The organism is Blautia sp. AF19-10LB (assembly GCF_003461245.1).
Classification (GTDB): domain Bacteria; phylum Bacillota; class Clostridia; order Lachnospirales; family Lachnospiraceae; genus Blautia_A; species Blautia_A intestinihominis.
In genome coordinates this window covers 35,693-57,979 of sequence record NZ_QTWS01000022.1, presented here as the reverse complement: position 1 = coordinate 57,979, position 22,287 = coordinate 35,693, and the positions used below count along the sequence as shown (strand labels likewise).

Annotated in this window: 15 protein-coding genes; 14 read left to right on the top strand and 1 reads right to left on the bottom strand. The window is 46.9% G+C overall.

What is annotated here, in order from left to right; all coding sequences use genetic code 11:
- Nucleotides 1-181 precede the first annotated feature (181 nt).
- From ispG to DWX28_RS12605, 5 genes are read left to right on the top strand one after another with little or no spacing between them, the layout of a single operon-like run.
- Nucleotides 182-1,237: a flavodoxin-dependent (E)-4-hydroxy-3-methylbut-2-enyl-diphosphate synthase gene (gene ispG / locus DWX28_RS12625; protein WP_022214399.1), complete on the top strand. Its 1,056-nt coding sequence runs from the start codon at nucleotides 182-184 to the stop codon at nucleotides 1,235-1,237.
- 16 nt (nucleotides 1,238-1,253) lie between these two features.
- Entirely contained in the window at nucleotides 1,254-5,744 is a 4,491-nt protein-coding gene (locus tag DWX28_RS12620) for a PolC-type DNA polymerase III (RefSeq protein WP_118252887.1), read from the top strand.
- Nucleotides 5,745-5,801: 57 nt separating this feature from the next.
- A complete protein-coding gene (locus DWX28_RS12615; RefSeq protein ID WP_022214401.1) occupies nucleotides 5,802-7,757 on the top strand; it encodes a fructose-bisphosphatase class III in 1,956 nt (651 codons plus the stop codon).
- A 13-nt stretch (nucleotides 7,758-7,770) separates the two neighbouring features.
- The gene (locus DWX28_RS12610; protein WP_022214402.1) at nucleotides 7,771-9,186 is read left to right on the top strand and encodes an amidophosphoribosyltransferase; all 1,416 of its coding nucleotides are present in this window, start codon (nucleotides 7,771-7,773) and stop codon (nucleotides 9,184-9,186) included.
- A gap of 51 nt (nucleotides 9,187-9,237) precedes the next feature.
- Nucleotides 9,238-10,170, top strand: coding sequence for a YARHG domain-containing protein (locus DWX28_RS12605; RefSeq protein WP_118252886.1), 933 nt, complete (start codon nucleotides 9,238-9,240; stop codon nucleotides 10,168-10,170).
- 106 nt (nucleotides 10,171-10,276) lie between these two features.
- Here the strand turns inward: DWX28_RS12605 and DWX28_RS12600 are convergent, their stop codons facing one another.
- Nucleotides 10,277-10,513, bottom strand: a complete 237-nt coding sequence (locus tag DWX28_RS12600) for a helix-turn-helix domain-containing protein (RefSeq protein ID WP_118252885.1) — start codon at nucleotides 10,511-10,513, stop codon at nucleotides 10,277-10,279.
- Between the two features lie 198 nt (nucleotides 10,514-10,711).
- On the opposite strand from DWX28_RS12600, the gene pepT reads away from it, so the two are divergent.
- The 9 genes from pepT to guaB all read left to right on the top strand — a co-directional run bounded on the left by pepT (nucleotide 10,712) and on the right by guaB (nucleotide 22,172).
- Nucleotides 10,712-11,929 (top strand): peptidase T, encoded by a 1,218-nt coding sequence (gene pepT, locus DWX28_RS12595; protein ID WP_022214405.1) that lies wholly within the window; start codon nucleotides 10,712-10,714, stop codon nucleotides 11,927-11,929.
- Nucleotides 11,930-12,266: 337 nt separating this feature from the next.
- Nucleotides 12,267-13,811, top strand: a complete 1,545-nt coding sequence (locus tag DWX28_RS12590; RefSeq protein WP_330417663.1) for a YifB family Mg chelatase-like AAA ATPase — start codon at nucleotides 12,267-12,269, stop codon at nucleotides 13,809-13,811.
- 35 nt (nucleotides 13,812-13,846) lie between these two features.
- Entirely contained in the window at nucleotides 13,847-14,734 is an 888-nt protein-coding gene (gene dprA, locus DWX28_RS12585; RefSeq protein ID WP_118252884.1) for a DNA-processing protein DprA, read from the top strand.
- Between the two features lie 47 nt (nucleotides 14,735-14,781).
- Nucleotides 14,782-16,854: a type I DNA topoisomerase gene (topA, locus tag DWX28_RS12580; RefSeq protein ID WP_022214408.1), complete on the top strand. Its 2,073-nt coding sequence runs from the start codon at nucleotides 14,782-14,784 to the stop codon at nucleotides 16,852-16,854.
- Nucleotides 16,855-16,984: 130 nt separating this feature from the next.
- Complete coding sequence (gene codY, locus DWX28_RS12575) at nucleotides 16,985-17,770, top strand: GTP-sensing pleiotropic transcriptional regulator CodY (protein ID WP_022214409.1); 786 nt, start codon at nucleotides 16,985-16,987, stop codon at nucleotides 17,768-17,770.
- 335 nt (nucleotides 17,771-18,105) lie between these two features.
- Nucleotides 18,106-18,390, top strand: coding sequence for a co-chaperone GroES (groES, locus tag DWX28_RS12565; RefSeq protein WP_022214410.1), 285 nt, complete (start codon nucleotides 18,106-18,108; stop codon nucleotides 18,388-18,390).
- Nucleotides 18,391-18,428: 38 nt separating this feature from the next.
- Nucleotides 18,429-20,054 (top strand): chaperonin GroEL, encoded by a 1,626-nt coding sequence (gene groL / locus DWX28_RS12560; protein ID WP_022214411.1) that lies wholly within the window; start codon nucleotides 18,429-18,431, stop codon nucleotides 20,052-20,054.
- 89 nt (nucleotides 20,055-20,143) lie between these two features.
- Entirely contained in the window at nucleotides 20,144-20,647 is a 504-nt protein-coding gene (locus DWX28_RS12555) for a DUF6106 family protein (protein WP_118252882.1), read from the top strand.
- Between the two features lie 70 nt (nucleotides 20,648-20,717).
- The gene (gene guaB, locus DWX28_RS12550; protein WP_118252881.1) at nucleotides 20,718-22,172 is read left to right on the top strand and encodes an IMP dehydrogenase; all 1,455 of its coding nucleotides are present in this window, start codon (nucleotides 20,718-20,720) and stop codon (nucleotides 22,170-22,172) included.
- The last annotated feature ends 115 nt before the right edge of the window (nucleotides 22,173-22,287 follow it).

Here is a 22,287-nt window from a genome sequence, read left to right as displayed (position 1 = left end):
TGTTTGCAGTAACTTTTGTTTTTATTTTAGCACTTTATTGTGGTGACTTCAATGAAAACTTGTATTTTATACCCCAGTTCGTTATAATATGAAGCAGAGAAGGGGCAGTCTCTCTGAAGGCGGCTCCGTTTTTTTCAGAAAATCAGGTGTATGTGAAATACGATAAAATGGAGGGAAACTTATGTATCGCGACCATACAAAGGTAGTACAGATAGGAAACAGAAAGATCGGAGGAGGAAACCCTGTCCTTATCCAGTCTATGACAAATACCAAGACAGAAGATGTGGAGGCAACTGTCCGTCAGATCCTTGAACTGGAGGCGGCAGGATGTGAGATCATCCGCTGTGCAGTTCCGACAATGGAAGCTGCCGAGGCACTCCGTGAGATCAAGAAACAGATCCACATTCCGCTTGTGGCAGATATCCATTTTGATTATCGCCTTGCGATCGCAGCAATGGAGAACGGCGCAGACAAGATCCGTATCAATCCGGGCAACATCGGAAGCAGAGACAGGATCCAGGCAGTCGTAGATGTTGCAAAGGAGAGAAATATTCCGATCCGTGTCGGCGTCAACAGCGGTTCTCTTGAGAAAGAACTGGTGGAGAAATACCATGGAGTTACTGCCGAGGGATTGGTAGAGAGTGCACTGGACAAAGTCCATATCATAGAAGAAATGGGCTATGACAATCTGGTCATCAGCATCAAATCCTCTGATGTCATGATGTGTGCCAGGGCGCATGAACTGATCGCCCAGAAGACCGACCACCCGCTTCACGTAGGGATCACAGAGGCAGGAACTTTGTATTCCGGAAATATCAAATCAGCAGTCGGACTCGGGATCATTCTGTATCAGGGAATCGGTGACACGATCCGCGTTTCCCTGACAGGAGCTCCGCTTGAAGAGATCAAATCAGCCAAACGAATCCTCAAGACACTGGGGCTTCGCAAAGGAGGCATTGAAGTTGTGTCCTGTCCAACCTGCGGCCGTACCCGTATCGACCTGATCGGCCTTGCAAACAAGGTAGAGGCGATGGTTCAGGACATTCCGCTGGATATCAAAGTAGCGGTCATGGGCTGCGTAGTCAATGGACCGGGAGAAGCGAAGGAAGCGGATATAGGAATCGCCGGTGGAGTCGGTGTAGGACTTCTGATCAAAAAAGGAGAAATCGTAAAGAAAGTACCGGAGGAAGAACTTCTGGATACGTTAAGAGACGAACTGCTCCACTGGGAAGCGTAAGAAAGAGGCATCAGACATGGAAAAAGAATTTTTTGACGTATTTCCAAGCCTGAAGTTGAAAGATCAGCTAAAAGAATGGCTGGAAATGGTCACAGTTTCCAGGGTGACCTGCAATCCTGCAAAAACAAGGCTCTGGGTCTACATCCACAGTGAACGCTGGATCCACAAGAAGTTTATTTTTGCACTGGAAGATCAGATCGAACGGCAGTGTTTCCCGGGAATGGAGATGCGCGTGACTGTGATCGAGAGATTTCATCTGTCGAAGCAGTATTCTCCGTCGAATTTCCTCGAGATCTACCGTGCCAGCATGGAACTGGAACTGAAAAATTACAATATGCTGGAATATAATCTGTTCAAGCGGGCGCAGATTACTTTCCCATCAGATGAGGAGATGGATCTGGTCCTTCCGGATTCTGTGATCTCAAGGGAAAAAAGCGAGATCCTTGTGGAATATCTGCATAAGGTTTTCTGCGAGCGCTGTGGAATGAATCTTAAGATCAACCTTGATTTCCAGGAAGTACAGGAGAGCAAGTACCGCAGAAATGCCGCACTTCAGATCCGGCAGGAAGTTGCCAATGTCCTGAAATATGCAAAACTGACCCCGGAGACTGTCGAAGCACAGGAAAACACAGCAGAAGAAGCGACAAAGGAAAAATCCGACAGTTCCAAAACAAAGGACACCAAAAAATCCGGACAGGAACAGAAATCGAAGTTTTTTGACAAGAAAAAAGGACAGCAGAACGATTATCGTGGAGGCTTCCGTAAGGACAGCAATCCGGACGTTGTATATGGAAGGGATTTTGAAGGAGATACGATCCCGCTGGAGTCAATCACCGGTGAGATGGGCGAGGTCATGATCCGCTGTCAGGTAGAAGAAGTAGAGGAAAGAGAGATCCGAAACGAGAAGACGATCCTGATTCTTACTGTCACAGATTTTACGGATTCCATTGTGATCAAGATGTTCCTTCGAAATGAACAGGTTCCGGAAGTGACCGAACATGTCAGGAAAGGTGCGTTCCTGAAATTCAAGGGTGTCACCACGATCGATCGTTTTGACAGTGAGCTGACGATCGGTTCGATCTCCGGGATCAAGAAGATCGCAGATTTCAGGAGCATGAGGATGGACACCAGTCCGCAGAAGCGAGTCGAGCTTCACTGCCATACCAAGATGAGCGATATGGATGGTGTTACCACAGCAAAGGATCTCGTCAAGCGTGCGTATGAATGGGGACACAAGGCGATCGCGATCACGGACCATGGCGTTGTACAGGCATTCCCGGAGGCAAACCACTGCTTTGATGCATGGGGCGGCTGTGTGCCGAAGGACTCTGATTTCAAGGTACTCTACGGTATGGAAGCGTATCTCGTAGATGACCTCAAGGGGATCGTTACCAACAGCGAGGGACAGTCGATGGACGGCAAATTTGTCGTATTTGATATCGAGACGACAGGATTTTCCCCGCTGACCTGCGAGATCATTGAGATCGGTGCGGTACGTGTCGAAAAGGGCGTGATCACAGACCGTTTTTCCACTTTTGTCAATCCGAAGGTTCCGATCCCGTACAGGATCGAGCAGTTGACCAGCATCAATGATTCTATGGTCATGGATGCACCGGATATCCAGACAATCCTTCCGAAGTTTCTGGAATTTTGTGAGGGCGCGGTCATGGTTGCGCACAATGCAGACTTTGATATGAGTTTTATCATTGAGAACTGCAAGCGTCAGGGACTTCCACAGGAATATACGTATGTGGACACCGTTGGAATGGCACGATTCCTTCTGCCGGCACTGAACCGATTCAAGCTGGATACGGTTGCCAAAGCAGTCGGTGTTTCTCTGGACCATCACCACAGGGCAGTAGATGATGCGGCATGTACGGCCGAGATCTTTGTGCGGTTTGTGGAGATGCTTCGGGAGAGGGATATTTTTGATGTAGATACGCTGAATGAGCAGGGAAATGTCTCTGTCAACACGATCAAGAAACTCCCGACTTATCATGCAATCATCCTTGCCAGAAATGAGACAGGACGCGTGAACCTGTACAAATTGGTAAGCCAGTCTCATCTGAAATATTACAGAAGGCGGCCTCGTGTGCCGAAGAGCCTTTTCCTTGAACTCAGAGAGGGACTTCTGATCGGAAGTGCCTGCGAAGCGGGCGAACTGTATCAGGCACTGCTTCGAAATGCACCGGAACCGGAGATCGCGAGACTTGTCAATTTTTATGACTATCTGGAGATCCAGCCGCTTGGAAACAATGCGTTTATGATCGCAGATGAAAAAAATGACCGCGTAAATTCCAATGGGGACCTGATCGAGATCAACAAGAAGATCGTCAAACTGGGAGACCAGTTCAAGAAACCGGTCGTTGCGACCTGTGACGTACACTTTATGGATCCGGAGGATGAGATCTACCGACGGATCATCATGGCAGGAAACGGTTTCTCGGATGCAGATAATCAGGCCCCGCTTTATCTCCGCACTACAGAGGAGATGCTGGAGGAATTTTCCTATCTGGGAAGTGAGAAGGCGGAAGAAGTCGTTATCACGAACACAAATAAGATCGCGGATATGATCGAGAAGATCTCCCCGATTCATCCGGACAAGTTCCCTCCGGTCATCGAGAATTCCGACCAGGATCTCAAGGATATCTGCTTCAATAAAGCGCATGAGATGTACGGAGAAAACCTTCCGGAGATCGTGGAGGAACGACTGAACCGAGAACTGAACTCTATCATTTCCAATGGATATGCCGTTATGTATATCATCGCACAGAAACTGGTATGGAAGTCCAATGAGGATGGTTATCTGGTAGGCTCGCGAGGATCAGTAGGATCTTCGCTCGCGGCGACGATGTCCGGTATCACGGAGGTTAATCCGCTTCCGCCACATTATCTGTGCCCGAACTGCAAATATCATGATTTTGATTCGCCGGAGGTAAAGAAATTCGGCGGTATGGCAGGTTGCGATATGCCGGATAAGATCTGCCCGAAATGCGGCACGAAGCTGAACAAAGAAGGATTTGATATCCCGTTCGAGACATTCCTTGGTTTCAAGGGTGACAAGGAGCCGGATATCGACCTGAACTTCTCTGGAGAATATCAGGCGAATGCGCACAGATATACAGAGGTTATCTTCGGAAAAGGTCAGACATTCAAGGCTGGTACGATTGGTACCCTGGCAGAGAAAACGGCATTCGGTTATGTCAAGAATTATTACGAAGAGCGTGGCCAGCACAAGCGTTACTGCGAGATCAACCGGATCGTCAAGGGCTGTACGGGAATCCGAAGAACGACAGGCCAGCATCCGGGTGGAATCATCGTTCTTCCGGTAGGTGTAGAGATCGAGAAATTCACACCGGTACAGCATCCGGCAAACGACGAAAACAGTGATATCATCACGACACATTTCGACTATCATTCCATTGACGGAAACCTTCTGAAACTTGATATTCTAGGACACGATGATCCGACAATGATCCGTATGCTCGAGGACCTTACAGGCTTAAGTGCCCGTGATGTACCTCTGGACAGCAAAGAAGTCATGTCGCTTTTTGCAAGTACGGATGCATTGGGAATCAAACCGGAGGATATCGGCGGCTGTAAACTGGGATGCCTTGGAATCCCGGAGTTTGGTACAGATTTCGCGATGCAGATGTTGATCGACACGAAGCCAAAATATTTTTCTGATCTTGTTCGTATCGCGGGTCTGTCTCATGGTACGGACGTATGGCTTGGAAATGCGCAGACTCTGATCGAGGAGGGCAAGGCGACGATTTCCACCGCGATCTGTACGCGAGATGATATCATGATCTACCTTATCAGCATGGGCGTAGAGAGCAGTCTTGCGTTTACCATCATGGAGAGCGTCCGTAAGGGTAAGGGACTTCGTGATGAGTGGGAAGCTACCATGAGAGAACATAAGGTTCCGGAATGGTACATCTGGTCCTGCAAAAAGATCAAGTACATGTTCCCGAAAGCGCATGCGGCGGCTTACGTTATGATGGCGTGGAGGATCGCGTGGTTCAAGGTGTTCAAGCCGCTGGCATATTATGCGGCATTTTTCAGTATCCGTGCGACGGCTTTTTCCTATGAGACCATGTGTATGGGAAGGGAGCGTCTGGACTATTATCTTGCAGAGATCCGCAAAAAAGGCGACGAGGCTTCCAAGAAAGAACAGGATTCGATCCGTGACATGAGGATCGTACAGGAAATGTACGCGAGAGGGATCGAATTCCTTCCGATCGATCTGTACAAGGCAAAAGCAAACAGATTCCAGATCATTGACGGCAAGCTGATGCCGGCACTGAACTGTATCGACGGAATGGGTGACAAGGCGGCAGAAGCAGTTGTAGATGCTGCAAAACAGGGCAAATTCCTGTCAAAAGATGACTTCCGCGACAGGACAAAGGTCAGCAAGACAGTCATTGACCTGATGGACGACCTGGGAATTTTTGGGGATATCCCGCAGTCCAATCAGTTTTCATTATTTGACAATGTGCTTGTCTGAAATTTGGGATTACCGGTATGGGGACCGGATATGCTACCATAGTTAAAGGAGAAGAAGATGAAAAAAGAGGAATTAAGGTATTTACAGAGACTGGCAGAACTGTATCCGACGATCGGAAAGGCATCGACAGAGATCATCAATCTGCAGTCTATTCTGAACCTTCCAAAAGGAACAGAACACTTTATGTCAGATATCCATGGAGAATATGAGGCATTTGCCCATGTGCTCCGCAACGGTTCGGGTGCAGTCCGCAAGAAGATCGACGATGTATTCGGACATACCTTAAGCAACAGTGACAAGCGTGCGCTGGCTACGCTTATCTACTATCCGAAAGAAAAGATGCGTCTGGTCAAAAAGATAGAAGAAGATATGGAAAATTGGTACAAGATCACGTTGTACCGTCTGATCGAAGTCTGCAAGACCACTGCATCCAAATATACCCGATCCAAAGTCCGCAAGGCACTGCCGGCAGATTATGCTTATGTGATCGAGGAACTGATCACGGAGAAGGCAGAAGTCCTGGACAAAGAAGCTTATTATGATTCTATCGTAAATACGATCATTGAGATCGGCCGTGCGGAGAATTTCATCATAGCCCTGGCAGAGCTGATCCAGCGTCTTGTTGTCGATCACCTTCATATCCTGGGAGATATTTTTGACCGTGGACCGGGACCTCATTTCATTATGGACCGTCTGATGGAGTACCATTCTCTGGACATTCAGTGGGGAAATCATGATGCAGTCTGGATGGGAGCAGCTGTTGGACAGCAGTCCTGCATCGCAACAGTCCTCAGAAACAGTCTCCGCTATGGAAATCAGGATATCCTGGAAGATGGATATGGGATCAATCTTCTGCCGCTTGCAACGTTTGCGATGGAAGTATACAAGGATGATCCGTGCAGTGTGTTTGAGATGAAGGGAACTTCTAATTATAATGCAGCCGAGAAAGACCTTGGACAGAAGATGCACAAGGCGATCGCTATCATCCAGTTCAAACTGGAAGGCCAGCTCATCCGCCGTCATAAGGAATTCCACATGGAAAACCGCTGTCTGCTCCATCGGATCGATCCGGAAAAATGCACGATCACACTTCCTGACGGTAAGGAATATCCACTGCTGGATACAAATTTCCCGACGATCGACTGGAAGAAGCCATATGAGCTGAGCACAGGTGAGAAGGAAGTGATGGAACGTCTGGAATCTGCATTCCGTAACTGTGAGAAGTTGCAGAAACATATGAGCCTTCTGCTGGACAAAGGCGGTCTCTACAAGACTTTCAACGGAAATCTTCTGTTCCACGGATGTATTCCTTTGAATGAGGATGGAAGTCTCAAGGAAGTCCAGATCTATGGCAAGACTTACAAGGGCAAAGAACTCTATGATGTACTGGAGGCTTATGTAAGGAGAGCGTTTTTTGCTGTGGACAACGAAGAGCAGCGTAAGGGCAGGGATATCCTCTGGTTTATCTGGGCGAGCCCGAACTCCCCGTTGTTTGGCAAAGACAAGATGACAACATTTGAAAGATATTTTATTGCAGACAAGGCAACGCACAAAGAAGTGAAAGGTGCATATTATCGTCTTCTGGAAAACGAAGAAGTGATAGACAGTCTTCTCAGAGAGTTTGGACTGGATCCTGCGAAGGGGCACATCATCAACGGACATGTGCCAGTACATCAGGGAGAAGGCGAGAGCCCGGTCAAATGCGGCGGCAAAGTTATTGTCATCGACGGTGGTTTCTGCAAAGCATACCACAAGGTTACCGGAATTGCAGGATACACACTGGTATACAATTCCTACGGACTGATCCTCTGTGCACATGAGTCATTTACTTCTGCGGAAGATGCGGTTTCAAAAGAAAGTGATATTGTTTCCAACCGGGTAGCGGTTCATTATACAACAAAGAGAAGACTGGTAGGAGATACAGATACCGGAATTGCTCTCAAGGAAAAGATTGGCGAGCTGATGCAGCTTCTGGACGCATACCGGCGAGGAATCATCAAAGAGAAAAAATAAGGAGAAAAACGACATGGGTGGAATTTTTGGAGTAGCTTCAAAAACCAGCTGCGTGCTGGATTTGTTTTTTGGAATTGATTATCATTCTCATCTGGGAACCAGACGAGGAGGAATGGCAGTTTATGACAAACAAAAGGGCTTTGACCGTGCAATACATAACATAGAGAACTCACCATTCCGTACAAAATTCGACAAAGATGTTTCAGAATTACAGGGAAATCTTGGAATCGGCTGTATTTCGGATAACGAACCACAGCCATTGCTTGTGCGTTCTCATCTTGGAAATTTTGCAATCACAACAGTCGGCAAGATCAACAATATGGAAGAACTGATCGAGAAATGCTTCAAAGACGGATGTACACATTTCCTTGAAATGAGCGGGGGAAACGTAAATCCTACAGAAATGGTCGCATCTCTTATCAACACCAAGGATTCTATTGCAGAGGGGATCCGTTACGCACAGGAAGTGATCGACGGTTCGATGACGATGCTGCTTCTGACTCCGAAAGGACTGATCGCAGCCAGAGACCGCCTGGGACGTACGCCGCTGATCATCGGACGCAAGGAGGATGCACGCTGTGTTTCTTTTGAGAGCCATGCATACATTAATCTTGGATACGAAGATGAGAAATCTCTGGGACCTGGCGAGATCGTTTTTGTGACTTCGGAAGGAATCGAAACGCTTCAGAAACCAGGAGAAAAGATGCGTATCTGTTCCTTCCTCTGGGTATACTATGGATATCCGACTTCGACCTACGAAGGTGTCAATGTAGAGGAAATGCGTTATAAATGTGGTGATATGCTCGCCGAGAGAGATGCAGGACAGGTGCATCCTGACATTGTAGCCGGTGTCCCGGATTCCGGAATCGCCCATGCGATCGGTTATGCGAACCGTTCCGGTGTACCTTTTGCCCGTCCGTTTATCAAATATACACCGACCTGGCCGCGTTCTTTCATGCCGACACAGCAGAGCCAGAGAAACCTGATCGCCAGAATGAAACTGATCCCGGTGCACAAACTGATTAAGGACAAGAGCCTTTTGATGATTGACGATTCTATTGTCCGCGGTACACAGCTTCGCGAGACAACAGAATTTCTTTACCGCAACGGTGCGAAGGAAGTACATATCCGTCCTGCCTGCCCGCCGCTGCTTTATGGATGTAAATATCTGAATTTCTCCCGTTCCAAATCCGAGATGGATCTGATCACCAGGAGAGTGATCGCGAAGAGAGAGGGAGAGAATGTAGATGACAAGATCCTTGCGGACTATGCAGATCCGGATTCCACGAACTACAAGGAGATGCTGGAGGAGATCCGTAAGGAACTTAATTTTACCACCCTGAAATATCATCGTCTGGACGATCTGACTGCATCCATAGATATTGAACCATGTAAGCTCTGCACATACTGCTGGAGCGGAAAAGAGTAACAAAGACAGAGGCTTCTGGTAAGAAACTGTCGGAAAATCGAGGTGACACAGATGAGAAAAAAACAAAGACTTAAGATACTGCTGAAGATCCTGATCTCACTTTTTATTATATTTGGTGCAGCTGCAATTCTGCTGGCAGGGATCAGAAAGACCAGGATCGAGGCAAGACAAAAGCAGGAGGCGATGGAGGCACTTAAGAATGTACCGACGGCAGCTCCGACTGTTTCTGTGACACCTTCTCCGAGTCCGACTCCGAGGCCGACAGCAACACCGACCCCGGTTCCGACGGTCGTGGCGGCTTTTGACCCGAATGATTTCTGGGATTACTGGTACAGTACGGATGGAACTGCAACGATCAATGTCTACGACATCAGTCTGGATAAGATTTCGTTCAGTTTTTATCAGACCGACCGCAATCAGAGCCAGTCTGTTTCGGCAGATGTTACGGCAGAAGTAGCCGGAAATGCAGCAAGATTTGATTTTAACGACTCTGCGGGAAACAGGGCTGCCGGGAATATTATTTTTGATAAAGGACAGCTGTATGTAAGGATTGCGACAGGTGACCCGGTCAGCAGCGTTTATCCGAACGTGAACTGCATCATGAGCAGAGATCAGGTATATCTTGAACCGGACCCGACAGCGACACCGATACCGGAGGAAGAACCGGACCCGACACAGACGGATACACAGACAGGAGAGTACTTTTTCCCGGACAGTGACAGTCGTTATCTGACAGATGAGGAAGTAGCTGTGTACAGTTCGGACCAGCTTGAACTGGCGAAGAATGAGATTTATGCCCGTCATGGCAGACAGTTTGTCACACAGTATATTTCAGATTATTTCAACAGTAAGTCCTGGTATCAGGGAACCATAGATCCGGATACTTTTGATGCACAGCAGGATTCGATCTTTAATGAATATGAGATGGAAAATATTTCCAAGATCGCAGAGTGGGAAGAACGAAAATCCGGTGAGGGGAATTAAATGACGAGCGTGCTGCTGGCTCCGTTTCATAAGTAATGAAAGAAAAAGCACCCGTTTGACATACAGAAAAGATGTGTATGTCAGGCGGGTGTTTTTGACCGCAGATTCATTGTTTGGCTGCTTTGAGTGGCTTGATCGGTTCTTTGTTATCTGTTCGTCCTACAAGATAATCAATGGTGGTATCGTAGTAATCTGCAAGACGGATCAGCATTTCAACCGGAATTCCACGGGAACCTGTCTCGTAGTGAGAGTAAGAACGCTGGCTGATGTGAAGAATCTCACCGAGCTGTTTCTGTGACAGGTCAGAATCAATTCTCAGATCCTGGATACGCTGATATTTCATGGAAAATACCTCCTTCGTTTCTGTAAGTATAAAGTAGTCCGCGGTGTGCTACTGTAAAATGGAGCAAAATGGTCTTCTGAAAAATGAAAAATCGTGTGACTGGATGGGCAGGTTGACCCGTAAAACAAAAAAAGTTATAATATAATTTATTATGATAAAGCAGTGCAGGGCTGTTTTTCAACCCAAAAGGAGCTAGAAATGAGAGTAGATGAGAGATTATTGAAATACGTCAGAGTCTGGACGACCAGTGATGAGGAGAGCCAGACATCACCGACGACAGAGCGTCAGTTTGACCTGGCCAGAATGCTGGTCCAGGAAATGAGAGAGATCGGTATAAAAGATGCAGATATGGATAAGTACGGCTATGTGTACGGGCATGTTCCGGCAACGCCAGGATATGAAGACAAGACAGCCATTGGATTTATCGCACATATGGATACCGCACCGGATTACAGTGGAGAGAACGTGGGTCCGCAGGTCATCGAGGCTTATGACGGAAACGATGTGGGCTTAGGGACTTCCGGCAAAGTACTGTCTCCGGCTGATTTTCCGGAATTAAAGAAACTGGCGGGCAGAACTCTGATCACGACAGATGGAACGACACTGCTCGGTGCCGATGACAAGGCCGGGATTGCAGAGATCCTGACGGCGGTGGAAGAACTGATAAACGGAGATATTCCACATGGAAAAATCGCTGTCAGTTTTACGACCGATGAAGAAGTCGGAAGCGGCGCAAAGCATCTGGATCTGGAAAGATTTGGTGCACCGTATGCTTACACCGTGGATGGAGGTCCGGAGGGCGAGATCCAGTTTGAGAATTTTAATGCGGCATCCGCGGAATTTTATATCCATGGTGTGAATGTCCATCCGGGTGAGGCAAAAGGAATCATGAAAAATTCGCAGAAGATCGCAATGGAGATCCAGGGAATGCTGCCGCCGGAAGAAGCACCGGAATATACAGAAGGATATGAGGGATTTTTCCATCTGATTGAAATGACAGGAACGGTGGAAGAATCCAGGTTGAGCTATCTGATCCGTGATTTCGATTCCGAGAGCTATGCGAACCGCAAGAGGCTGATGCAGGACATTGCAGCGGCTATAAATGAAAAATACGGCGATGGGACAGTAGAACTGATACTCAAAGATTCCTACCGAAATATGCGTGAAAAGATCGAACCATGCATGGAACTGATCGACTACGCAAAGAAAGCGTGCGAGCTGGCAGGTGTAGAACCTGATGCTGCCCCGATCCGCGGCGGCACAGATGGCGCGAGACTCAGCTTTGTGGGACTTCCGTGCCCAAATCTTGGAACTGGCGGCTATGGCTTCCATGGAGCGTTTGAGCATATCACGGCAGAAGGAATGGACAAAGCGAAAGAGATCATCAAAAACATTATCTTACAGTTTACAAAATAAAGTGACAGGAGGTAACTGTTCACGGGTAATATCCCGCGAGGTGTTTTGCCATGAATATGGCAAAATCCCGAGACATACGGGGAAAAATGCCATCACCGAAGGTGATTTGGAATGCATTTTGACCAAGTTACTGTGAACGGAGTGAACAGTAACGACAGGAGCGGCGGATTTGGATCTGCGGCTCCTTTTTTCTTGAATTTCAGAACAGGATAAATTATAATAAAACAAGAGCAGATTTCTTTAAAAAGCCTGGTATTAGTAGTAGGCTTTTCTTTTTTCTATTTTATTTTATATATTTCCAATACAAAACAACAATTGAATATCAGGCAGATCGGGGATGCCACTGAAAGAAAGGAGTACCATGTTTGCGAGTGTATTATCAGCAGCAATCCTGGGCATGGAGGTGCATCCGATCCATGTGGAGGCAGATGTCAGTGACGGCCTGCCTTCTTTTACGATGGTCGGATTTCCTTCTGCACAGGTAAAGGAGGCGCAGGACCGGGTGCGGACAGCCTTAAAGAATAACGGGATCGCACTTCCGCCAAAGAGGATCACGGTCAATTTTGCCCCGGCAGATATCAAGAAGGAAGGAGCGGGATTCGACCTGCCTCTCGCGGCAGCAGTGCTTGCCGCATCCGGGATACTGAAATCGGAGCAGCTTCAGAAAGTTATGATGGCAGGCGAGATCAGCCTGAATGGAAATATCCATGCGATCTCAGGGATCCTGCCAATGATCATCCGGGCGAGGGAAGAAAAATGCCGTTTCTGCGTTGTTCCGGCAGAAAATCTGCGGGAGGCGAGACTGATCCCGGATATGAAAGTGATCGGGGTAAAAGATCTGAATGAGATGATCCAGTATCTGAGAAAACCGGAAAGTTACCACATAGAAGAAGCCGAGATTCTGCTCGCAGAGAACAAAGAGAAAGCAGATTTCTGTGAGATCAAAGGACAGGAAAGTCTTCGAAGGGCAGTAGAGATCGCGGTCAGCGGATTTCACAACCTTCTGATGATCGGACCGCCGGGAGCTGGCAAAACGATGGTTGCCAAGCGGATCCCGGGGATCATGCCGCCTCTGACACTGGAGGAGGGACTGGAATTGACAAAAATCTACAGCATTGCCGGACTTTTGCCGGCAGACGATCCTCTGGTGCGAAGCCGGCCGTTCCGGAGCCCGCACCATACCTGCTCTGCACAGGCACTGGCAGGCGGCGGGCGAAATCCGAGACCGGGGGAAGTTACACTGGCACACAGAGGCGTGCTTTTCCTGGATGAGATGCCGGAGTTTTCCAGAAGGAGCCTGGAGATCCTGAGACAGCCTCTGGAGGATAAGGTGATCCGGATCGCGAGAGTGTATGGGACGTATGAGTTTCCGGCAGATTTTATCCTGTGCGCGGCGATGAATCCCTGTCCCTGCGGACACTATCCGGATATGAACCGCTGCCGCTGTACACCGGCACAGGTTTCGCAGTATCAGGGAAGGATCAGCCAGCCGCTTCTCGACCGCCTGGATCTTTGTGCGGATGTCACGCCAGTCGATTTCGAGGGCCTGAGCAGCAGACGGATCGGAGAATCGACAGACACGATCCGGGAGCGTGTGACAAAAGTACAGGAGCTGCAGCGGGAAAGATACAAGAATGAAGGAATTCAGTTTAACGGAGAACTCAAAGGAAGCCAGATAGAAAAATTCTGCCAGCTGGATAAAGAGGGGAAAAATCTTTTGCAGATGGCTTTTGAACATATGCCGTTCAGTGCAAGGGCATACCACCGCCTGCTCAAAGTCGCAAGGACGATCGCGGATATGGACTACTGTGAAGCCATAAAGAAGCACCATATAGGGGAAGCGTTATCCTATCGTGCATTTGATAAAAAATACTGGAATTAAAGTGTCATAAAAAAGAAAAAGACGAGGTATTTTATATGGAAGAAAAACCAGAAGAAAGAATCCGGCAGATCAGCAGCAAAAGCGCAGAATATCCACAAAAACTGAACAATTACCCCAAAATGCCGGAGATACTTTTTGCGAAAGGAAACCTGCCGGATGCGAAGAAGCCGACAGCAGCGATCGTAGGTGCCAGGGCGTGCAGCCCGTATGGGAGAATCCAGGCTTTTCGCTATGCAAAGATCCTGAGTAGTGCCGGGGTGCAGATCATCAGCGGCATGGCATATGGGATTGATGCAGAGGCACACAAAGGAGCCCTGGAAGGCGGCACACCGACCTATGCGGTTCTTGCGGGAGGTGTCGATATCTGTTATCCGAGCGGGAATCGCCCTTTATATGCCCGCATCCTGAGAGAAAATGGAGGGATCCTGAGTGAGCAGCCACCGGGCATGCGGGCGAGGAACTATTTTTTTCCTGCGAGAAACAGGATCATCAGTGGACTTGCAGATCTGGTACTTATTGTAGAGGCGCGCGAAAAGAGCGGATCGCTTATCACAGCACAGTGGGCGTTGGATCAGGGAAAAATCGTTTATGCGGTTCCGGGACCTGTAAATGAGGCCTTGAGTATGGGGTGTCACAAGCTGATCTATGACGGTGCAGGGATCGCATACAGCCCGGAAATCCTGCTTCGGGAACTGGGGCTTAATTGTGAAAATAAAGTAAAATCACCCGAAAAAAATGACTTAGGACTTGCAAGCGATTTGAAATTGGTGTATAGTTGTCTCGATTTACGACCAAAATCTACGGATTTTCTGATCCAGAAAACAGGACTTCCACCAGAGAAGATCGGGAGCCTTTTACTGGAATTAAAACTGTCGGGCCTGGTCCGGGAGATCGGCAGACATTACTATATAAAAGAGACTTAAGGTAACAAACAGATCCCGGAGAGTTTAGCAAAAGTAGGAGAGGTAGCATGGCGAAATATCTGGTGATAGTAGAATCACCTGCAAAAGTAAAAACCATAAAAAAATTTCTTGGAAGTAATTATGATGTACAGGCATCAAACGGACATGTGAGGGATTTCCCGAAGAGTCAGTTCGGAATCGATGTGGATAACGATTTTGAGCCGAAATATATTACGATCCGTGGGAAAGGAGAGCTCCTTGCGGGACTTCGTAAGGCTGCAAAAAAAGCAGACAAGATCTATCTCGCAACTGACCCTGACCGTGAAGGAGAGGCGATTTCCTGGCATCTGATGCAGGCGTTGAAGGAAGATCCGGCCAAGATGCGCAGGATTTCTTTCAATGAGATTACCAAGACGGCCGTGAAGAATTCTATCAAGCAGCCAAGGGATCTGGATATGAACCTGGTAGATGCACAGCAGGCGAGAAGAATGCTGGACAGAATGGTAGGATATACTATCAGCCCGCTTCTCTGGGTCAAGGTCAAGAGAGGCTTAAGTGCGGGCCGTGTGCAGTCTGTAGCACTGCGTATCATCTGTGACCGTGAGGATGAGATCAATGCATTCATTCCAGAGGAATACTGGAGCCTGGATGGTGAATTCCGTGTCAAAGGAGAGAAGAAACCTCTCAAGGCGAAATTCTACGGCACAGACAAGAAGATGCCGATTCACAATAAGAAAGAAATGGAAGAACTTCTTGCGAAACTGGAAAATGCAGAGTATGAGATCACGGAAGTCAAGAAGGGTGAGCGTATCAAGAATGCTCCGCTTCCTTTTACCACCAGTACTCTGCAGCAGGAAGCATCCAAGACACTCAATTTTTCCACACAGAAGACAATGCGTCTGGCACAGCAGTTATACGAGGGTGTTGACATCAAGGGAAGCGGCACAGTAGGTATCATCACTTATCTGCGTACCGATTCCACCCGAATCTCCCAGGAGGCAGATGCAGCCGCAAGAGAATACATCGGACAGCAGTACGGAGAAGAGTATGTATCTGTAACAGAGAAATCTGTCAAGAAAGAGCAGAAGATCCAGGATGCGCATGAGGCAATCCGACCGACCGACATCACCAGACTGCCGGCAATGATCAAGGAATCTCTTTCCAGAGACCAGTTCCGTCTGTATCAGCTGATCTGGAAACGTTTTACTGCCAGCAGAATGGCGGCAGCCAGATATGAGACAACTTCTGTAAAGATCGGAGCAGGAGAATATACTTTCACCGTTGCGGCTTCCAAGGTAGTATTTGATGGTTTCTTATCCGTCTATACACAGGAAGAGGATAACCAGAAAGGCAATGTCCTGAGTCAGTCCCTGGAAAAAGGCATGAAACTTACTCTGGAAGAACTCAAACCGGAGCAGCATTTCACACAGCCGCCGGCACATTACACAGAGGCGTCCCTCGTCAAGGCGCTGGAGGAACAGGGCATCGGACGACCGAGTACTTATGCGCCTACGATCACAACGATCATCAGCAGACGTTACGTTTCCAAGGAACAGAAGAACCTCTATGTGACAGAACTTGGAGAGGTTGTCAACAACATCATGAAACAGGCATTCCCAAGCATCGTGGATGTGCGCTTTACGGCGATGATGGAAGGCCTTCTGGACTGCGTGGAGGCAGGCACTGTCCAGTGGAAGACGGTTGTCAGAAACTTCTACCCTGACCTCAAGAAAGACGTAGATGCAGCTGAGAAAGAATTGGAAAAAGTTGATATCCAGGATGAAGTCACAGAGGAAGTCTGTGATGTCTGCGGCAGAAATATGGTCATCAAGTACGGACCTCACGGAAGATTTCTTGCCTGTCCGGGATTCCCGGAGTGCAGAAACACCAAGCCTTATTACGAAAAGATCGGTGTTGCCTGCCCGAAATGCGGCAAGGATGTCGTCCTTAAGAAAACACAGAAGGGACGTAAGTATTACGGATGTATTGACAATCCGGAATGCGATTTTATGTCCTGGCAGAAACCGTCAGACAAGAAGTGCCCTGTCTGCGGAAGCTATATGATCGAAAAAGGAAATAAACTGGTCTGCAGTCAGGAAACCTGCGGTTATGTAGAGGCAAAAACAAAAGAAGAAGACTGAATATAAGAATTTTCTGAAAATGCAGATAAAATCGAAAAAAATATAAAAATATCTTGCTTTTTCGTGGTGAAGCGTGTACTATTATCTTATAAAGATGGTTACATCGAATAAATCATTGAAGGAGGCCAAGATGAGCGTTCAGTTGTTAGATAAAACAAGAAAAATTAACAAACTTTTGCACAATAGCAGTTCCAGTAAGGTTGTGTTCAATGACATCTGTCAGGTTCTGATGGAGACTTTAAGTTCCAATATCCTGGTACTGAGCAAGAAGGGCAAAGTCTTAGGCATCAGTTTATGCCCGGGTGTGAAAGAAATAACTGAACTGATTGAGGATAACGTTGGCGGACACGTAGATGAATTGTTGAACGAGCGTTTTTTGGGAGTTTTATCAACTAAGGAAAATGTGAATCTTCAGACTTTAGGGTTTGAGCACGTTGACAGCAGCTGCCAGGGTATCATCAATCCGATCGATATCGCCGGCGAACGTCTGGGAACAGTTTTCATGTATCGTGATAATAAGCCATACGATATCGAGGATATCATTGTCAGTGAATACGGCACAACCGTAGTAGGGCTTGAAATGATGCGTGCAGTGCACGAAGAGAATGCAGAAGAGGACCGTAAGCAGCAGGTTGTCAAATCAGCCTTCAACACTCTGTCATTCTCCGAACTGGAAGCAATCATCCATATCTTTGACGAGTTGGATGGAGAAGAGGGAATCCTGGTTGCGAGCAAGATTGCAGACCGCGTGGGAATCACCAGATCCGTGATCGTAAATGCGCTCCGTAAATTCGAGAGTGCAGGTGTTATCGAGTCCCGTTCTTCCGGTATGAAGGGAACCTACATCAAGGTTCTCAATGAAGTGATCTTCGATGAACTCGAAGAAATCAAAGCACAGAGAAACAAGAAAGCATGATCAGAGACTGATCAGAAATAAGAATCTAAGAAAGCTCTTTTTCATCGGGCGTATGTCTGGTGAGAAGGAGCTTTTTTTCGCGCTGTACAGCAAGGAGGCACCGGATGCGTGTCCGCTGATCCTGTATAAAAAATTACTGAAAAACAGTAAAATAAGAAAATTAAAGAAAATCAAAGAAAAAAAGAGATAATATCTAAATATACAGTGATTTATGACGATGAAAAGAGTTGCAGAAAATAACGGAATTAAATAATATAAGGACAGTGATTAGCACTCAAACGAAATGAGTGCTAGTAATCGAAAAGCAAGGAAACAATAAAGGAGGAAAATAGATCATGAAATTAGTACCTTTAGGCGACAGAGTTGTATTAAAACAGTTAGAAGCAGAGGAAACAACAAAATCCGGTATCGTACTTCCGGGTCAGGCACAGGAGAAACCACAGCAGGCAGAAGTTATCGCTGTAGGACCTGGCGGAGTTGTTGAAGGCAAAGAAGTTAAAATGGAAGTTAAAGTAGGAAACAAAGTTATCTACTCCAAATACGCAGGAACAGAAGTAAAACTTGACGGCGAAGAATACATCATCGTAAAACAGAATGATATTCTTGCAATCGTTGAATAATTATATTAAATCGACATTATTTTAGGAGGACAGTCATCATGGCAAAAGAAATTAAATTCGGCGCAGAAGCAAGAGCCGCACTTGAAGCTGGTGTAAACAAACTTGCAGATACAGTAAGAGTAACGATCGGACCAAAAGGAAGAAACGTAGTACTTGACAAACAGTTTGGTGCTCCGCTCATCACAAACGATGGTGTTACGATCGCAAAAGAGATCGAACTGGAAGACGGATTCGAAAACATGGGCGCACAGCTCATCAAAGAAGTTGCATCCAAGACAAATGATGTAGCTGGTGATGGTACTACAACAGCAACTGTTCTTGCTCAGGCAATGGTTCACGAAGGAATGAAGAACCTGGCAGCAGGCGCTAACCCGATCATCCTCAGAAAAGGAATGAAAAAAGCTACTGACACAGCAGTAGAAGCTATCAAAGAAATGAGCCAGAAGATCAGCGGCAAAGCACAGATCGCAAACGTTGCTGCAATCTCTGCAAGTGATGAAGAAGTTGGTCAGCTCGTTGCAGACGCAATGGAAAAAGTTTCCAACGACGGTGTTATCACAGTAGAAGAATCCAAGACCATGCATACAGAACTTGACCTGGTAGAAGGTATGCAGTTTGACCGTGGATATATTTCCGCATACATGTCCACAGACATGGAAAAAATGGAAGCAAATCTGGAAGATCCATACATCCTGATCACTGATAAGAAGATCAGCAACATTCAGGAGATCCTTCCGTTACTGGAGCAGGTTGTTCAGGCAGGTGCCAAACTTCTCATCATCGCTGAGGATGTGGAGGGTGAAGCTCTGACAACTCTGATCGTAAACAAATTAAGAGGAACCTTCCAGGTAGTAGCTGTCAAAGCTCCTGGATATGGTGACAGAAGAAAAGAAATGCTTCAGGATATCGCTATCCTGACAGGCGGACAGGTAATCTCTGATGAACTTGGACTGGACCTCAAAGAAGCTACCATGCAGCAGCTTGGACGTGCAAAATCTGTCAAAGTTGCAAAAGAAAACACAGTTATCGTTGACGGACTTGGAGACAAGAAAGCGATCGAAGACCGTGTTGCACAGATCCGTGGACAGATCGAAGAGACAAAATCCGAATTCGACAAAGAAAAATTACAGGAAAGACTTGCAAAACTGGCAGGCGGCGTAGCTGTTATCCGTGTTGGTGCTGCAACTGAAACTGAAATGAAAGAAGCAAAACTTCGTCTGGAAGATGCTCTTGCAGCTACAAGAGCAGCAGTAGAAGAAGGAATCATCGCAGGCGGTGGATCTGCTTACATCCATGCTTCCAAGAAAGTTGCTGAACTGGTTGCAACTCTGGAAGGTGATGAGAAGACAGGTGCAAATGTTATCCTCAAATCTCTGGAAGCTCCGTTATTCCACATTTCTGCAAATGCAGGACTGGAAGGTTCTGTCATCATCAACAAAGTAAGAGAATCTGAGCCAGGAATCGGATTTGATGCCCTGAACGAGAGATATGTAGACATGGTAGGAGCAGGTATCCTTGACCCGGTTAAGGTTACAAGAAGTGCCCTTCAGAACGCTACAAGTGTTGCATCCACTCTGCTTACAACAGAATCCGTAGTTGCAACGATCAAAGAAGATACTCCGGCTATGCCGGCAGGCGCACCAGGAATGGGCGGAATGATGTAATTAAAGTTTTCTAAATATCAGACCAGCGTCATAGACGCTGGTCTTCTTTTATGATAGAATAATGAAAAACAAAAGAAAGGAAAACAGAGATGAGTGATTTATATTCTGAATTTCTGGTAAAGAAAGAGCCGACATCCAAAGACGTCATAACAAAATATGGCCTGATCGGTCTGACCGTGCTTGCCGCTGTAGCAGGACTTTTATTCAATTTCCTGTTCCTTCTGGCAGCAGTTGTGCTTGGAATCGCATGCTACTTTATCGTGCCGAAGACAGACCTCGAATACGAGTATCTTTTTGTAAACGGAGAGATGGACATTGACATGGTCATGGCGAAATCCAAACGTAAGAAGGCCAAGACAGTGAACATCAGGGAGGCTGACCTTGTAGCCCCTCTGGATTCACACCGCTTGGATTATTACAACAGCAACAGTAAGATGAAGACACTGGACTATTCTTCCGGAAATCCATCCCATAAGCGTTTTGCGATCATCACCAGGGACAAGGGCGAGAACTGCAAGATCATTATCGAACCGGATGAAACGATGCAGCAGGCTATCAAAAATTCAGCCCCGAGCAAAGTTTTTTTGGATTGACACTGTAAATTATTTTTGTTAAACTATGGAACAAATTCAAAATAACATAATATACAAGGGAGGAAATGCAATGGGTACTATCATTGGTGAAGGAATTACATTTGACGACGTTCTTTTAGTTCCGGCTTATTCAAAAGTAATTCCGAATCAGGTAGATGTCGCAACGTATTTAACAAAGAAGATTAAACTGAACATTCCTATGATGAGCGCAGGAATGGACACAGTTACTGAGCACAGGATGGCGATCGCCATGGCGAGACAGGGCGGTATCGGTATTATTCACAAGAATATGACTATCGAAGCACAGGCAGACGAAGTAGACAAGGTAAAACGTTCTGAGAACGGTGTTATCACAGATCCATTCTTTTTATCCGCTGACAATACCCTTGAAGATGCGAACAACCTGATGGCGAAATTCCGTATCTCCGGTGTTCCGATCACAGAGGGAAGAAAACTGGTCGGTATCATTACCAACCGTGACCTCAAATTCGAAACAGACTTTTCCAAGAAGATCGGAGAGTGCATGACATCCGAGGGACTGATCACAGCCAAGGAAGGAATCACTCTTGAAGGGGCAAAGAAGATCCTTGCCAAATCCCGCAAAGAAAAATTACCCATTGTAGATGACGACTTTAACTTAAAAGGTCTGATCACGATCAAGGATATCGAGAAACAGATCAAATATCCACTTGCAGCCAAGGACGCACAGGGACGTCTGCTCTGCGGTGCAGCCGTTGGTATCACAGCTAACGTTCTTGCACGTGTAGATGCACTTGTTAAGGCAAATGTAGACGTTATCGTTGTAGACTCCGCACATGGACATTCCGAGAATATCCTCCGTGCAGTACGCCAGATCAAGGATGCATATCCGGATCTTCAGGTGATCGCAGGAAACGTTGCCACAGGAGCAGCTACCAAGGCTCTGATCGATGCCGGTGTAGATGCTGTCAAAGTTGGTATCGGACCTGGTTCCATCTGTACGACACGTGTCGTTGCAGGTATCGGTGTTCCACAGATCACAGCTGTTATGGACTGCTATGAAGTAGCTAACCGCTATGGTATCCCGATCATCGCAGATGGCGGAATCAAATACTCCGGAGATATCACCAAGGCGATCGCAGCAGGAGCCAATGTCTGCATGATGGGAAGCATCTTTGCAGGATGCGACGAGAGCCCGGGAACTTTCGAACTGTACCAGGGACGTAAATACAAAGTATACCGTGGTATGGGATCTATCGCAGCCATGGAGAACGGCAGCAAGGACCGCTACTTCCAGCAGGATGCGAAGAAACTCGTTCCGGAAGGTGTAGAAGGACGTGTAGCATACAAGGGACATGTTGAGGACACTGTATTCCAGCTTATGGGCGGTCTTCGTTCCGGTATGGGATATTGTGGAGCAGAAACCATTGAGAAGCTTAAGACAACCGGAAAATTCATCAAGATCTCCGCTGCATCCCTCAAAGAATCTCATCCGCACGACATCCACATCACCAAGGAAGCTCCGAACTACAGCGTGGATGAATAATTGTTTTGATTTTTATTCTTGCGAAACTAAATAAAGTAGTATATTATGTAATTGTTCGCAGGTAGTATCCCGCGAGGTGTTTTGCCATGAATATGGCAAAATCCCGAGACATACA